The sequence below is a fragment of the Pseudoxanthomonas taiwanensis genome (genome assembly GCF_010093135.1).
Taxonomy (GTDB): domain Bacteria; phylum Pseudomonadota; class Gammaproteobacteria; order Xanthomonadales; family Xanthomonadaceae; genus Pseudoxanthomonas; species Pseudoxanthomonas taiwanensis.
Genome location: NZ_PDWK01000016.1, coordinates 34969 through 49002, shown reverse-complemented (window position 1 = coordinate 49002; position 14034 = coordinate 34969). Strand labels below are relative to the sequence as shown.

Annotated in this window: 13 protein-coding genes and 2 pseudogenes; 11 read left to right on the top strand and 4 right to left on the bottom strand. The window is 71.7% G+C overall.

Going from position 1 to position 14034, the window contains the following annotated elements; translation table 11 throughout:
* Positions 1–958 (bottom strand): GIY-YIG nuclease family protein (locus CR938_RS04880; protein WP_162123924.1); only part of this gene is annotated, 958 nt, incomplete at its 3' end.
* A 35-nt stretch (positions 959–993) separates the two neighbouring features.
* A complete protein-coding gene (locus tag CR938_RS04875) occupies positions 994–1809 on the bottom strand; it encodes an alcohol dehydrogenase catalytic domain-containing protein (protein WP_246190975.1) in 816 nt (271 codons plus the stop codon).
* Positions 1810–2160: 351 nt separating this feature from the next.
* On the opposite strand from CR938_RS04875, the gene CR938_RS04870 reads away from it, so the two are divergent.
* The 5 genes and pseudogenes from CR938_RS04870 to tadA all read left to right on the top strand — a co-directional run bounded on the left by CR938_RS04870 (position 2161) and on the right by tadA (position 5846).
* A complete protein-coding gene (locus CR938_RS04870; RefSeq protein ID WP_162123923.1) occupies positions 2161–2706 on the top strand; it encodes a dihydrofolate reductase family protein in 546 nt (181 codons plus the stop codon).
* Between the two features lie 118 nt (positions 2707–2824).
* Positions 2825–3811, top strand: coding sequence for an aldo/keto reductase (locus CR938_RS04865; RefSeq protein ID WP_162123922.1), 987 nt, complete (start codon positions 2825–2827; stop codon positions 3809–3811).
* A 205-nt stretch (positions 3812–4016) separates the two neighbouring features.
* Entirely contained in the window at positions 4017–4694 is a 678-nt protein-coding gene (locus tag CR938_RS04860) for a type 1 glutamine amidotransferase domain-containing protein (protein WP_162123921.1), read from the top strand.
* 126 nt (positions 4695–4820) lie between these two features.
* Positions 4821–5213, top strand: a pseudogene (locus CR938_RS14565) (GNAT family N-acetyltransferase); the annotation flags it as partial.
* A 180-nt stretch (positions 5214–5393) separates the two neighbouring features.
* Positions 5394–5846, top strand: coding sequence for a tRNA adenosine(34) deaminase TadA (gene tadA / locus CR938_RS14560; RefSeq protein ID WP_246190977.1), 453 nt, complete (start codon positions 5394–5396; stop codon positions 5844–5846).
* Between the two features lie 8 nt (positions 5847–5854).
* Here tadA and CR938_RS04850 read toward each other — a convergent pair whose 3' ends face one another.
* Entirely contained in the window at positions 5855–6310 is a 456-nt protein-coding gene (locus CR938_RS04850; RefSeq protein WP_162123919.1) for a DUF2721 domain-containing protein, read from the bottom strand.
* A gap of 78 nt (positions 6311–6388) precedes the next feature.
* On the opposite strand from CR938_RS04850, the gene orn reads away from it, so the two are divergent.
* Together orn and CR938_RS04840 are read left to right on the top strand one after the other, a co-directional pair.
* Positions 6389–6958, top strand: a complete 570-nt coding sequence (gene orn / locus CR938_RS04845) for an oligoribonuclease (RefSeq protein WP_162123918.1) — start codon at positions 6389–6391, stop codon at positions 6956–6958.
* A 55-nt stretch (positions 6959–7013) separates the two neighbouring features.
* Positions 7014–7862, top strand: coding sequence for an EcsC family protein (locus CR938_RS04840; RefSeq protein ID WP_162123917.1), 849 nt, complete (start codon positions 7014–7016; stop codon positions 7860–7862).
* 448 nt (positions 7863–8310) lie between these two features.
* Here CR938_RS04840 and ppsA read toward each other — a convergent pair whose 3' ends face one another.
* Entirely contained in the window at positions 8311–10692 is a 2382-nt protein-coding gene (gene ppsA / locus CR938_RS04835; RefSeq protein ID WP_162123916.1) for a phosphoenolpyruvate synthase, read from the bottom strand.
* A 116-nt stretch (positions 10693–10808) separates the two neighbouring features.
* On the opposite strand from ppsA, the gene ppsR reads away from it, so the two are divergent.
* The 4 genes and pseudogenes from ppsR (at position 10809) to CR938_RS04815 (ending at position 13718) form a co-directional block, all read left to right on the top strand.
* A complete protein-coding gene (gene ppsR / locus CR938_RS04830; protein WP_162123915.1) occupies positions 10809–11669 on the top strand; it encodes a posphoenolpyruvate synthetase regulatory kinase/phosphorylase PpsR in 861 nt (286 codons plus the stop codon).
* Positions 11670–11771: 102 nt separating this feature from the next.
* Positions 11772–12275 (top strand): annotated as a pseudogene (locus tag CR938_RS04825) (DUF1249 domain-containing protein).
* Between the two features lie 10 nt (positions 12276–12285).
* Positions 12286–13287, top strand: a complete 1002-nt coding sequence (locus CR938_RS04820; protein WP_162123914.1) for an LLM class flavin-dependent oxidoreductase — start codon at positions 12286–12288, stop codon at positions 13285–13287.
* A gap of 221 nt (positions 13288–13508) precedes the next feature.
* Complete coding sequence (locus CR938_RS04815; protein WP_024867930.1) at positions 13509–13718, top strand: cold-shock protein; 210 nt, start codon at positions 13509–13511, stop codon at positions 13716–13718.
* Positions 13719–14034 lie beyond the last annotated feature (316 nt).

Here is a 14034-nt window from a genome sequence, read left to right as displayed (position 1 = left end):
CGTCCGTAAGGCGGGGAAACCCGCCAAAAACCGCCCTGCACGGGCGAAATCCGGCTCGAAAGCGACGCCAGGCCGGCGCCACGATGCCGCAATCCGGGCGGCAGAGCGGGTTGTTCAGACCTTCCTTAAGGGAGCGCCCCTTGCTGTCCTTCCACTCGGCGCGTCCATTGGAGGACCGGCCCAGCATCACGCCTGCCGCCGTGGAAGGCGAGTTGAAGGTGTAGTCCTGGCTGAGCCTGTAGGTCTCTCCGTCGGTGACCAGGACGCCCTTGTCGATGAGCGACTTGCGCAGCTCGATCAGATAGGGGTGGCAGGAGGGGACCGTCGCCCGTGCCGCCCGGGACCCGGCAAGCACCACGAAACCCTCGCTGCTGTCGAGGCCGCGCGCCTCTATTCCTTTCGACCTGAGGAACAGCAGATCGCGGTCGGAACGCAAGGCGTCCGCCACGGCCTTTTCGAACAGGTTCACGCCCACCACGGGCAGGCACAGCAACAGGTCGCCCAGGAAGCCCTCGGCGTCGGCGACATCGGCCTCCGACAGGTTGGGGCGCTGGGGGATGTTGCCGTTGTCGAGTTCGGCACGCTTTGCCGCCGCCGCCAGCTCGACAAGCCGGGCTTCCAGATACTGGACGTGGGCCTTGTTGAGGTTCTGGTCCTTGCTGGTGAACACGGCGGCGTGAGTCCAGAAGTCCTTCTGTCTGGCGTGCTGGTCCAGCCTGGGCAGCACGACGTCGCCTTCGCCAATGTACACTCGGGGCAGCTGTCCTGTCTCGCTCGGCCCCCAGAGGACGTAAACACCGGTGCGGCCCACTTCCGGGCGCTTGCGCGCTTCGGCGTACTGCGCCCGCGGAAAGACCAGTCCCTGTCCGGTCCAGTTGGATTTTTCGATGATGCGAAGCCCTTCCGGCTCTCCCGAAGGGATGAAGATGCGGACAGAGAATCCTTTCGTATGGGCCATTGCGTCAAACCTTTGCCAATGAAGTGGATGTGGGTTTACGGCACCACCACCGCCGCCCCGCTGAGTCGGCCCTCGCGCAGGTCGGCCAGCGCCTCGTTGGTGGCGGCGAGCGGGTAGGGCGTGGCGTGCACCTGCAGCGGTTCGCGGGCGGCCAGCTCCAGGAACTCGCGGCCGTCGGCGCGGGTGAGGTTGGCCACGGACACCAGTTCGCGCTCCTCCCACAGCAGGCGGTAGGGGAATGAGGGGATGTCGCTCATGTGGATGCCGCCGCACACCACGCGGCCGCCCTTGCGCACGGCGGCCAGGGCGGCCGGCACCAGCCCGCCGACGGGCGCGAAGAGGATGGCGGCGTCCAGGCGTTCCGGTGGCGGCTCGTCGGAGCCGCCGGCCCAGGTGGCGCCCAGCGTGCGCGCGAAGGCCTGCGCGACCCCGTCACCCGGGCGGGTGAAGGCGTACACACGCCGGCCCTGGCGGATGGCGACCTGGGCGATCAGGTGGGCGGCCGCGCCGAAGCCGTACAGGCCCAGCGTGCGGCCGTCGCCGGCGGCCTTGAGCGCGCGCCAGCCGATCAGGCCGGCGCACAGCAGCGGCGCGGTGTGCAGCGGGTCGGCGTGTGCCGGCAGGGGCAGGCAGAAGCCGGCCTCGGCGATGGCGTGGGTGGCGAAGCCGCCGTCGCGTGTGTAGCCGGTGAAGCCGGGGGCATCGCAGAGGTTCTCGCGCCCGGCGGCGCAGTAGTCGCAGTGGCCGCAGGTGTGGCCCAGCCAGCCCACGCCCACCTTCCGGCCGAGGGCCGGAGCGTCCACGCCTGGGCCGGTGGCCTCCACCACGCCCACGATCTCGTGCCCGGGCACCCGCGGCAGGGCGGGTGGGGCAGTTCGCCGTCCACCACGTGCAGGTCGGTGCGGCACACCGCGCAGGCCAGCACGCGCAGCCGCACCTGTCCCGGGCCGGGCGCGGGCAGCGGCCGTGTCTCCCGCACCAGCGGCTGACCCGGCCGGTGCAGGACCATCGCGTGCATCATTCCCTCTGGCGGCATGCGTGCTTCCCCGGCGCAGGGCGCGGCCCCGTGCCGGCGCCATGACTGCCTCCACATCCTAGCGGCTTGCCGGGTGGTGTGGCCCGCGGGCGGCGCGGTCACCGTGTCGACCGCCCGGCCGTTGGATCGTCCTGCCGGGGGAGTGAGCTCCGACGGAGTCCGCGCCATGCCCCGCATCATCTGCTCGATCAACGCCACGCTCTCCGGCACCTGCCACCACGGGGACGTGGTCGCCGACGCCGACCACCACCGCTATGCCGCCGCGCTGGCGCGCTCGGCCGCGGCGCTGCTGCTGGGCCGGGCCACGTACGAGCTGTTCGCCGCCTTCTGGCCACGGGCGCTGCACCGTCGCGACCTGCCGGCGGAGGTGCTGGAGCTGGCCCGGGTGCTGGATGCAAACCCCCGGATCGTCGTGTCCGGCCGCGAACCGGCCCCGGCCTGGCCCGGCACCACCCGGGTCGCCGGCCTGGAGGCGCTGCGCGCCACGCTGGCCGGCATCGGCGGGAGCGTGGTCCTGTTCGGCAGCCCCGGACTGGCCGCTTCGCTGGCCGCGGCGGGAATGCTCGACGAGGTGCACATCCTCCTGCAGCCGCTGTTTGCCACGCGCGGCCCGCGGCTGCCGCCCCTGCGGGCGGGCCAGGCCTTCCGCACCGTGTCGGCGGAGCGTTTCGGCTCCGGCGTGGTGCTGCTCCGCTGCCGGCCCGCGGGCTGAGGCGGGCCGCGGGCCGCAGGCTTGGGGGGCGCCGGCCCGGTGCTGCATCATGGCCCGGCGGCAGGCCCCGCCGGTGTCCGCCGGCGCCCGCGCGTCTGCCTTCCCCCGAGAGGTTCCCATGCAAAAGAGAGTGTTCGGACGTACCGGCCGCCAGGTCGGCGAGATCGGCTTTGGCGCCTGGGCCATCGGCGGCGCCTGGGGCCGGACCGACGATGCCGAGTCCATGGCGGCCCTGCACGCCGCGCTGGACGCGGGCCTGGACTTCATCGACACCGCCGACGTGTACGGCGACGGCCATTCCGAGCGGCTGATCGCCCGCGTGCTGAAGGAGCGCGACGGCCCGCGCCCGTTCGTGGCCACCAAGGCCGGCCGCCGCCTGCCGGAGCAGGTGGTGGAGGGGTACACCGCACAGAACCTGTCGGCCTGGATCGAGCGCAGCCTGCGCAACCTGGAGGCCGACACGCTGGACCTGGTGCAGCTGCACTGCCCGCCGACCGACGCCTACTACCACCCGGAGATCTTCGAGGCGATGGAGCGCCTGGTGGAGCAGGGCAAGATCCGCCACTACGGCGTCAGCGTCGAGCGGGTGGAGGAGGCCCTCAAGGCCATCGAGTACCCGGGCGTGGCCAGCGTGCAGATCATCTTCAACATGTTCCGGCAGCGCCCGGCGGAGCTGTTCTTCCGGCAGGCGCAGCGCCGCAACGTGGCGGTGATCGTGCGCGTGCCGCTGGCCAGCGGCCTGCTGACCGGCAAGTTCGGCCCGGACACCACCTTCGCCGAGGACGACCACCGCCGCTTCAACCGCCACGGCGAAGCCTTCGACGTGGGCGAGACCTTCGCCGGCGTGCCCTACGAGGTGGGCCTGGTCGCGGTGGAGAAGCTGCGCCCGCTGGTGCCGGAAGGCGCCACCCTGGCGCAGCTGGCGCTGCGCTGGATCCTGATGCACGAGGCGGTGACGGTGGTGATCCCGGGTGCGCGCAACCGCCAGCAGGCGCTGGCCAACATCGCCGCGGCCGGGCTGCCGGCGCTGCCGCCGCAGACCATGGAGGCGGTGGCCCGCATCTACGAGCAGGACATCAAGCCCTGGGTGCACCAGCGCTGGTGATCCGGGCGGGCGGGGCGCCCCCGGCATCCGGCGCGCGCCTGTGAATGCGCTTCAGGATTGGCGCGCAACAATTTGAATTTCCGAGTGTTTATTATCTGGCGCACGGTGGCGGCGGGCGGATGCCCGCCACGCCGCCATGCGGCAAGCTGATGGCACGCGGGCCGGCCACGGCCCGCCTTCCTTCCCCGACAGGAGAGTGCACGGCATGAAGATCCTCATGGTGCTGACTTCCCACGACCGCCTGGGCGAGACCGGCGAGAAGACCGGCTTCTGGCTGGAGGAGCTGGCCGCGCCGTACTGGCGCTTCCGTGACGCCGGGGCGGAGATCGTGCTGGCCTCGCCCAGGGGCGGCCAGCCGCCGCTGGACCCGCGCAGCGGCGCGCCGGAGGCGCAGACGGAGGACACCCGCCGGTTCCAGGCCGACGCCCGGGCCATGGCCGCGCTGGCCGCCACCCGGCCCCTGGCCGAGGTGTCCATGGACGACTTCGACGCGCTGTTCTACCCGGGCGGCCACGGCCCGCTATGGGACCTGGCCGAGGACGCGCGCTCGGTGGCGCTGATCGAGCGCGCCGAGGCCACCGGCAAGCCCATCGGCGCGGTCTGCCACGGTCCGGCCGCACTGCGCCGCGCGCGCCGGCCGGACGGTGCGCCGCTGGTGCAGGGCCGCCAGGTCACCGCCTTCAGCGACAGCGAGGAGGCAGCCGTGGGCCTGACCGCGGTGGTGCCGTTCTCGGTGGAGGCCATGCTGCGCGGAAACGGCGGCCGGTACTCGAAGGCGGCCGACTTCCAGCCCTACGTGGTCACCGACGGCCGCCTGGTCACCGGCCAGAACCCGGCTTCGTCCGCGCCCGCCGCGGAGGCCCTGCTGGCCCTGCTGCGCTGAAACCCCGGCCGGCGCCGTCCTCCGGTGGCGCCCGTTTTTCGGCTCCCCTTTGCCGCCCCCGGTCCGGCCCGCGCCGCGCGCACCGTCCGGCTCCCGGCGCACGCGCCGCCTTCCTCCGCCCGTTCCATGCAGACCGAAGAACCTTCCCTGCGCATCGCCCCCGCCGGACGGGGCGACCGCGACGCCTTGGCCGCACTGCTGGTGGAGACCGTGGCCCACAACGGCTCGGTCGGCTTCATGCATCCTCTGCCGCTGGAGGAGGCGCGCGCCTTCTGGGCCGGGGCGCTGGAGGCGGCCGAGCGCGGCGAGCGCGTGGTCCTGTGCGCCTGGCGCGGCGGCCAGCTGCTCGGCACCGGCTCGCTGGCCCTGGTGCAGGCGCCCAGCCAGCCGCACCGCGCCGAGCTGACCAAGGTGATGACCGCCACCGCCGCGCGCGGACTGGGCGTGGGCGCGGCGCTGGTGCGCGCCCTGGAGCAGGCCGCGCGCGAGCGCGGGCGCCGGCTGATCACCCTGGATGCCTCGCTGGTGGAGGGGGCCAGCGGCTTCTACCGCAGGCTGGGCTACCACGTGGCCGGCGACATCCCCGAGTACGCCTACAAGCCGCTGGGCGGGCTGGGCGCCACCCGGGTGTTCTGGAAGCTGTTGGACGCGCGCGAGCCGCCCGCCGCCGCGGCCGACCCGGCCACGGACGAGCGCTTCATGCGCCACGCCCTGGCCCTGGCCGAACGCGCCGAGCAGGAGTACGACGAGGTGCCGGTGGGCGCGGTGCTGGTGTCGCCGGACGGGGAGGTCGTCGGTGCGGGCTGGAACCGCAACATCCGCGACCACGACCCCAGCGCCCACGCCGAGATCGTGGCCATGCGCCAGGGCGGGGCCCGGCTGGGCAACCACCGCCTGGTCGGCTGCACCCTGTACGTGACCCTGGAGCCCTGCGCCATGTGCGCCATGGCCATGGTCCACGCACGTATCGCCCGCGTGGTGTACGCCGCCACCGACCCCAAGACCGGCGCGGCCGGCAGCGTGTTCGACCTGCTGGCCGACCCGCGCCACAACCATCGCGTGGCGGTGACCGGCGGGGTGCTGGCGGCCGAGGCCGGCACGCGCCTGACCAACTACTTCCGGCGCAAGCGCGGCAAGCCGCCACTGACCTGACCGCGGCCTCAGCCGCGGCGCGCCCGCGGCCGGTGGTCCATCTCCTCCTGGATCGCGGTGACCGCGAGGGTGGATTCGCGGGCGAGCAGCAGGCTGGCCGAGAACATGCACAGCACGCCGCCGCTGGCCAGCCACACCGGCACGACGCCGAGGCGGTGCCCGGTGAAGGCGTCCAAGGCGATGGCCAGGCTGGTGGCGACGAAGAAGGTGATGGCCCCGTACAGCAGCTGGCCGGCGCGCAGGATGATGGTGCTGCGCCGGCGCTGCAGCGCCACCCGCTTCTCGTAGAGGGCGCGCTGGTCCGGGTCGTCCAGCTCGGCCAGCTCGCGCAGCAGGGTGCGGGTGCGGTCGATGATGCGCGCCAGCCGGTTGTTGGCCGACAGCAGCAGCGAGGCGGTGGCGGTCAGGAAGAACGCTGGCGCCAGCATCGCGGTGAGCACGGCGTGGTCGGTGGACGGACTCATCGGCTCCGGTACGCGCGGGGGGCTGCGCTATCATGCCAGCCCACGCGCGGCAGACAAGCGCACACCGGAACACTCGCAATGGGCCAAAACGCAGCACAGGACCGTCTGATCTGGATCGACCTGGAGATGACGGGGCTGGACACGGACCGCGACTCCATCCTGGAGATCGCCACCGTGGTGACCGACGCCAACCTGGAAGTGCTGGCCGAAGGCCCGTCGCTGGCCATCGCCCATCCGCTGGCCACCCTGGAGGCGATGGACGAGTGGAACCGCAACCAGCACCGGTGCTCCGGCCTGTGGCAGCGGGTGCTGGAGAGCGACGTGACCCTGGCCCAGGCCGAGGCGCGCACGGTGGCCTTCCTCAACCAGTGGGTGCCGGCCAAGGCCTCGCCGATGTGCGGCAACTCCATCTGCCAGGACCGCCGCTTCCTGCACCGGCTGATGCCGCGCCTGGAGCAGTACTTCCACTACCGCAACCTGGACGTGAGCACGATCAAGGAACTGGCCCGGCGCTGGGCGCCGCAGGTGCTGGCCGGCGTGCAGAAGCAGGGCGCGCACACCGCCCTGGCCGACGTCCACGACTCCATCGCCGAGCTACGCCACTACCGCCGCTACATGGGCGAGCTGGGCGGCCTGCCTTCCGCCTGAACCGGCGCTGCAGGGGTGCGTTCCGCCCCGCGGCCGCGGCGGCTAGGATGCGGGCATGAGCCTGCCGCTTCCCGCCAACGGTCCGGCGCGCGCCCCGCGCGACTGGGCCGATCTGCAACGCGCCGTCGCCCTGCTGGAGGCGCTGACGCTGACCGCGCGCATGGCCGACCTGGCCGGCGCGCCGCTGGAGTTCGCGGTCAGCCGTCTGCCGGAGGGTGTGTCGCGGCGCATCCACGCCGCCGCCGAGGCGGCGCTGTACAAGGCCGTGCAGGTGGCGCTGTGGAGCCTGGACAACGCTCCCGGCAAGCCCGCCTCCACGGGCTGGCACAAGCTGGCCGCGGCCGGCGCCGGCGCGGTGGGTGGCGCCTTCGGCCTGGGCGCACTGCTGCTGGAGCTGCCGGTCTCGACCACGATCATGATGCGCGCGGTGGCCGATGTCGCCCGCAGTGAGGGCTTCGACCTGCAGGATCCGGAGACCCGCCAGGCCTGCCTGGAAGTCTTCGCGCTGGGCGGCCGCTCGCCGGGCGACGATGCCAGCGAGACCGGCTACTACCTGGCGCGCGGCTTCGTCGCCGACGTGGTCCGCCACCTCTCGGCGGAGCTGGCTGGCGGTGCCGGCGCGCAGGGCCTCACCCTGGGCCTGGGAGCGCGCGAGGCGGGCAAGTGGCTGGCACGGCTGGTGGAGAAGGTGGCCGGCCGTTTCGGCGTGGTGGTGACCGAGAAGTTCGCCGCGCAGGCGGTGCCGGTGATCGGTGCCACCACAGGCGCCACGCTCAACACGCTGTTCACCGGCTACTACCAGGATGTGGCGCGCGGGCACTTCATCGTGCGTCGGCTGGAACGCCGCCACGGCGCCGACGCGGTGCGCGAGGCCTACGCCCGCATCGCCCGCGCCGGGCGCTGAGGCCGGGTTGCGGGTGTCCTGGGCGGCGTGCAACCGCCACGCGGCCGGGGCCTTGCCCTGAAGCGCCGCGTTGGATGCCGGCTCCGGATGGCTCCGTCGGGTCGCCGCTGACGCGGCTCCTACAGCGACGGGCGCTGTTCTGCAGGAGCCGCGTACGCGGCGACCCGGCCGGCGATCCAGGGCGACGGTCAACCGCCACCTGGCCGGGGCCTTGCCCTGAGAAGCGCCACGTTGCATGCCGGCTCCGGATCCCCCGGGTCGCCGCTGATGGTGTTCTGTAGGAGCCGCGTACGCGGCAACCCGGCCGGCGTATCCAGGGCGACGGTCAACCGCCACCTGGCCGGGGCCTTGCCCTGGAAGCGCCGCGTTGGATGCCGGCTCCGGATGGCTCCGTCGGGTCGCCGCTGACGCGGCTCCTGCAGCCGGTGCCCGTGTCCTGGCCCGCCGCTCAGGCGGCGTTGGCGGCCTTCAGCTTGGCCAGGCGCAGCCAGGTGTCCACCACGGTGTCGGGGTTGAGCGAGACCGACTCGATGCCTTGTTCCATCAGCCACTGGGCCAGGTCCGGGTGGTCGGACGGGCCCTGGCCGCAGATGCCGACGTACTTGCCCTTGGCGCGGGCGGCCTTGATGGCCATGGACAGCATCTTCTTGACCGCCGGGTTCCGCTCGTCGAACAGGCCGGCGACGATGGACGAGTCGCGGTCCAGGCCCAGGGTCAGCTGGGTCATGTCGTTGGAGCCGATCGAGAAGCCGTCGAAGATCTCGAGGAACTCCTCGGCCAGCAGCGCGTTCGAGGGCACCTCGCACATCATGATGATCTTCAGGCCGTTCTCGCCCTGGCGCAGGCCGTTCCTGGCCAGCACCTCGATGACCTTGCGGCCTTCCTCGAGGGTGCGCACGAACGGGATCATGACCCACAGGTTGGTCAGGCCCATGTCGTTGCGCACGCGAAGCACGGCCTTGCACTCGAGCGCGAAGGCGTCGGCGAACGAGGGATCGACGTAGCGGCTGGCGCCGCGGAAGCCGATCATCGGGTTCTCCTCGTGCGGCTCGTAGTTGCGGCCGCCGATCAGGTTGGCGTACTCGTTGGACTTGAAGTCCGACAGGCGCACGATCACCGGGTTCGGGGCGACCGAGGCGGTGATGGTGGCGATGCCTTCCTTCAGGCGCTCGACGTAGAAGTCCACCGGCGAGGCGTAGCCGGCCATCTTTTCGTCGATCAGCTTCTTCGTGGCGGCATCCTGGCGGTCGTACTCGAGCAGGGCCTTGGGATGCACGCCGATGTGGCTGGCGATGATCATCTCCAGGCGCGCCAGGCCGATGCCGGCGTTGGGCAGCTGGCCGAAGTCGAAGGCGCGCTCCGGGTTGGCCACGTTCATCATGATCTTGAGCGGGGCCTCGGGCATCGCCGTCAGGTCGGTGGTGGTGCACTCGAAGGGCAGGGTGCCCTCGTAGATGTAACCGGTGTCGCCCTCGGCGCAGCTGACCGTGACCGGCTGGCCGTCCTGGATGGCGTCGAGCGCGTTGCCGGTGCCGACCACGGCCGGCACGCCCAGCTCGCGGGCGATGATCGCGGCGTGGCAGGTGCGGCCGCCGCGGTTGGTGACGATCGCCGCCGAGCGCTTCATCACCGGCTCCCAGTCGGGGTCGGTCATGTCCGCGACCAGCACGTCGCCGGGCTGCACGCGGTGCATGTCGTCGAGGCTGCGCACCACGCGGGCTACGCCGGTGCCGATCTTCTGGCCGATGGCACGGCCCTCGGCGAGCACCTTGCCGCGCTTCTCCAGCGTGTAGCGCTCGATCCGGGTGGCCTTGGCACGCGACTTCACCGTCTCCGGGCGCGCCTGGACGATGAACAGCTTGCCGGTGACGCCGTCCTTGGCCCATTCGATGTCCATCGGGCGGCCGTAGTGCTGCTCGATGGTCAGGGCCTGGCGGGCCAGCTCGTGCACGTCCTCGTCGGAGATCGAGAACGCGCGGCGCAGTTCGGCCGGGGTGTCCTCGATCCGCACGCGCTCGCCCGGCACGTCGGAATGCACCATGCGGATGGCCTTGGCGCCGAGCGTGCGGCGCAGGATGGCCTGCTTGCCGGCCCGGAGCGTGGGCTTGTAGACGTAGAACTCGTCCGGGTTCACCGCGCCCTGCACGACCATCTCGCCCAGGCCGTAGCTGGAGGTGATGAACACCACGTCGCGGAAGCCGGACTCGGTGTCCAGGGTGAACATCACGCCCGAGGCGCCCACGTCCGAGCGCACCATCAGCTGCACGCCGGCCGAGAGGAACACGTCCTCGTGCTTGAAGCCGTGGTGCACGCGATAGGCGATGGCGCGGTCGTTGTACAGCGAGGCGAAGACCTCCTTGACCTTGCGCACCACGTCGTCGGCGCCGGTGACGTTGAGGAAGGTCTCCTGCTGGCCGGCGAACGAGGCGTCCGGCAGGTCCTCGGCGGTGGCCGAGGAACGCACCGCCACCGCGACCTCGCCGCCGCCGTTGTCGGCGCACAGCTTCGCGTAGGCCTCGCGGATGTCCTTGTCGAGCGACGGCTGCAGCGGCGCGTCGATCACCCAGCCGCGGATCTCGCGGCCCGCGGCGGTCAGGGCAGGGACATCCTCGACGTCCAGTGCGGCCAGGCGGTCGTAGATGCGCTGGTGCAGGTCGTTGTGCGCGATGAAGTCCTTGAAGGCCTCGGCCGTGGTGGCGAAGCCGCCGGGCACGGAGACGCCGAGCCCGGCAAGGTTGCCGATCATCTCGCCCAGCGAGGAATTCTTGCCGCCGACGCGAGCCAGATCGGACAAGCGCAGTTCATGCAACCACAGGATGTTCTGGTTCAAGAGAGATGCTCCATGGATCCGTCGCCGCGCGGGGCGGACGGCGGACGTGCCCCGAAAAAGTGGAAGCGTTATGATGCTCGGCGCGTCTACCGCATATCAAGCTGGAAACGGTTTCCATGGACAGCGCAAGCGCCGGGCCGGCAGGCAACGAAACCTCCCCCCCGATCCGGCCGGTGTTCTACATTTCCGATGGTACCGGTATCACGGCCGAAACCATCGGCCACAGCCTGCTGACCCAGTTCACCGGTTTCCGTTTCGTCACCGACCGCATCGCGTTCGTGGACGACCTGGAAAAGGCCCGCGACGCGGCCGCCCGCATCCGCGCGGCGGGCGAGAAATATGGGGTCCGGCCAATCGTCATCAACTCCTGCGTGGACCCGGCGCAGGCCGCGATCCTGGCCGAGAGCGGGGCGCTGCTGCTGGACCTGTTCGCGCCCTTTATCGAGCCGCTCGAACGCGAGCTGAACCGTCCGCGCCAGGCGCGCGTCGGCCAGGCGCACGGCATGGTGGATTTCGAGGTCTACCACCGCCGCATCGAGGCGATGAACTACGCGCTGGCCCACGACGACGGCGTGGCGCCGAACTACGACGAGGCCGACGTGGTGCTGGTGGGCGTGTCGCGCGCGGGCAAGACGCCCACCTGCGTGTACCTGGCGCTGCACTACGGCATCAAGGCGGCCAACTATCCGCTGACCGACGCCGACCTGGAAAGCGAACGCCTGCCGGCGCGGCTGCGCCCGTACCGGCGCAAGCTGTTCGGCCTGACCATCGACCCCGAGCGCCTGCACCAGATCCGCGCCGAACGGCGGCCGGACTCGGGTTACGCGCGGCTGGACACCTGCCGGCGCGAGGTGGCGGCGGCCGAGGCGATGTTCCGCAACGAGCGCATCCCGGTGCTGAGCACCACGCACACCTCGATCGAGGAGATCTCGAGCAAGGTGCTGTCCACCCTCGGCCTGCAGCGCGAGATGTTCTGAAGCAGACGCCCCGGGCGCGCGCGGGCACTCCCCAAGGGTGGGCGCATCGGCGGCGGCGGTCAATCCTGCCGCCGGCCGGCCGCAGCGTGTAGCATCGGGGCCATGCAGCAGGCCGCACCGCTCCTGACCCGTATCCCGCGCCTGAGCCGCTTCGGCTGGCTCATGGCCCTGTATGCGGAGAACCACGCCCGCCTGACCCGGCTGTTCGCGCCGGCGCGGCTGGGCACCGGCTCGTACGTGTCCTCGGTGGGCGACGGCCTGGACCTGCGTCTGGATGTGCTGGAGCGCCACCGCTACACGCTGGAGCTGCGCCTGACCTACGACCTGCGCGACCCGGTCACCGGCGAGCCGGACCCGTCGGCCTTCCTGCGCCTGTACAACGACGCCCGCCAGGTGGAGGCCACCCACTGCTCCGTGGGCCGCCGCGGGCAGTACGTGATCGGGCTGTAGCCGCCGCCGGCCGAGCTGATCGGCCACCGCCTGCGCATGAACACCTTCCTGGGCAAGTGGCTGGAGTACCTGGCCGAGCGCGGCCACGGCGTGGCCACGCTGGTGCCGGCGGACGCGGAGATCCCCGAGGCGGCGCCCGGGGCGCCGCGCCACTAGGAGTCCCCGCATGGCGCGCGTACCCCTGTCGGGGCTGGACCTGGCGCCGGTATGCGAGGGCAGCGACGTGCCCACGGCCCTGGCCAACAGCCTGGACCTGGCGCGGCACGTCGAGGCCTGGGGCTACCGGCGCTACTGGCTGGCCGAGCACCACAACATGCCCGGCATCGCCTCGGCCGCCACCGCCGTTCTGATGGCGCACGTGGCCGCCGGCACGTCCAGCATCCGCGTCGGCGCCGGCGGGATCATGCTGCCGAACCATTCGCCGCTGCAGGTGGCCGAGCAGTTCGGCACCCTGGCTGCACTGCACCCGGACCGCATCGACCTGGGCGTGGGCCGGGCGCCGGGCACGGACGCGGCCACCCTCCGGGCGCTGCGCCGCTATGCCGAGGCCGCCGACCGCTTCCCGCAGGACGTGCAGGAGCTGTTGCACTACTTCGAACCGGCGCAGCCGGGGCAGGCGGTGCAGGCCGTACCGGGGGCGGGGATCGAGGTGCCGGTGTGGATCCTCGGCTCCAGCCTGTTCGGCGCGCAGCTGGCCGCGGCGCTGGGCCTGCCGTACGCCTTCGCCTCGCACTTCGCGCCCGACGCGCTGGAGCAGGCGCTGTGGCTGTACCACCGCGATTTCCGCCCCTCGCGCCGGCAGCGCCAGCCGTACGTGATGCTGGCCGTGAACGTGGTGGCCGCGGCCACCGACGCCGAGGCCAGGCGCCTGTTCACCACGCCGCAGCAGGCCTTCGTCAACCTGCGCCGCGGCCGCCCGGGGCTGATCCCGCCGCCGGTGGACGACATCGAGGCCTACTGGACGCCGCAGGAGAAGGCCGGCGTGGAGCGGGCGCTGGCCTGCAGCGTGGTCGGCGCCCCGGAGACAGTGGCGCGCGGGCTGCAGGAGTTCGTGGACCGGTACCGCCCCGACGAGCTGATCGTGGTGGCCAACCTGTACGACCACCAGGCCCGCCTGGAGTCCTACCGGATCCTGGCCGAGGTGTGGGGCCTGGAACGCCGAGCCTGAACGGGTCGGGCGGTTCCGTTCATGTTCGGCTCGCTATTGCCCGCGAATACGGGTATAGTGCGTCCACTGTGTTTGCATGGGTCACCGTGAATCGTGGCCTGATGCAGTCGATCTGACGATCGCGCTACATCGTTCCGCTTTGCCTAACACCTGCAACCAGTACCCGTCGTGGATGTCCCGCGGCAGGTTTTTTCCATATATCCGTTGAGGAGTTAGCAAACATGTCCGATCGTCAGACCGGTACCGTCAAGTGGTTCAACGACGCCAAGGGCTTCGGCTTCATCACCCCGGAGAGCGGCGCCGACCTGTTCGTGCATTTCCGCTCGATCCAGGGCACCGGCTTCAAGTCGCTGCAGGAAGGCCAGAAGGTCTCCTTCGTCGTCGTGCAGGGCCAGAAGGGCCTGCAGGCCGACCAGGTCCAGGCGCTGTAACCGACTGCCGTTCCCGGTTCGCGCCGGGATCGCAGACCAGGAACGCCGGGGGCGCAAGCCTCCGGCGTTTTCCGTTTCGGGGCGCGCGTTCATGCCGCAACGGTGCAGGCGCACCCGCCACGACGGGTTGGGATCCGTCGCGTCGCCATCGATACGCCCGCTGCAGGAGCCGCATACGCGGCGACCCGGCCGGCGCATCCGGTGCCCGCGCTCGAGCGCCACGTCACAGGGCCCCCGGATCCGGCCCATCCGGCCGGACGGGCATGCGCAGGCCCCTGCACCGCCGGGCCCGTTCAGGGACCGCAAGGGCCGGCAA

Coding starts and splice junctions, on each gene's coding strand:
- CR938_RS04870 (WP_162123923.1), top strand. CDS start 2,161: ATGCCCCGCATCATCTGCTCGATCAACGCCACGCTCTCCGGCACCTGC.
- CR938_RS04865 (WP_162123922.1), top strand. CDS start 2,825: ATGCAAAAGAGAGTGTTCGGACGTACCGGCCGCCAGGTCGGCGAGATC.
- CR938_RS04860 (WP_162123921.1), top strand. CDS start 4,017: ATGAAGATCCTCATGGTGCTGACTTCCCACGACCGCCTGGGCGAGACC.
- tadA (WP_246190977.1), top strand. CDS start 5,394: ATGCGCCACGCCCTGGCCCTGGCCGAACGCGCCGAGCAGGAGTACGAC.
- CR938_RS04850 (WP_162123919.1), bottom strand. CDS start 6,310: ATGAGTCCGTCCACCGACCACGCCGTGCTCACCGCGATGCTGGCGCCA.
- orn (WP_162123918.1), top strand. CDS start 6,389: ATGGGCCAAAACGCAGCACAGGACCGTCTGATCTGGATCGACCTGGAG.
- CR938_RS04840 (WP_162123917.1), top strand. CDS start 7,014: ATGAGCCTGCCGCTTCCCGCCAACGGTCCGGCGCGCGCCCCGCGCGAC.
- ppsR (WP_162123915.1), top strand. CDS start 10,809: ATGGACAGCGCAAGCGCCGGGCCGGCAGGCAACGAAACCTCCCCCCCG.
- CR938_RS04820 (WP_162123914.1), top strand. CDS start 12,286: ATGGCGCGCGTACCCCTGTCGGGGCTGGACCTGGCGCCGGTATGCGAG.
- CR938_RS04815 (WP_024867930.1), top strand. CDS start 13,509: ATGTCCGATCGTCAGACCGGTACCGTCAAGTGGTTCAACGACGCCAAG.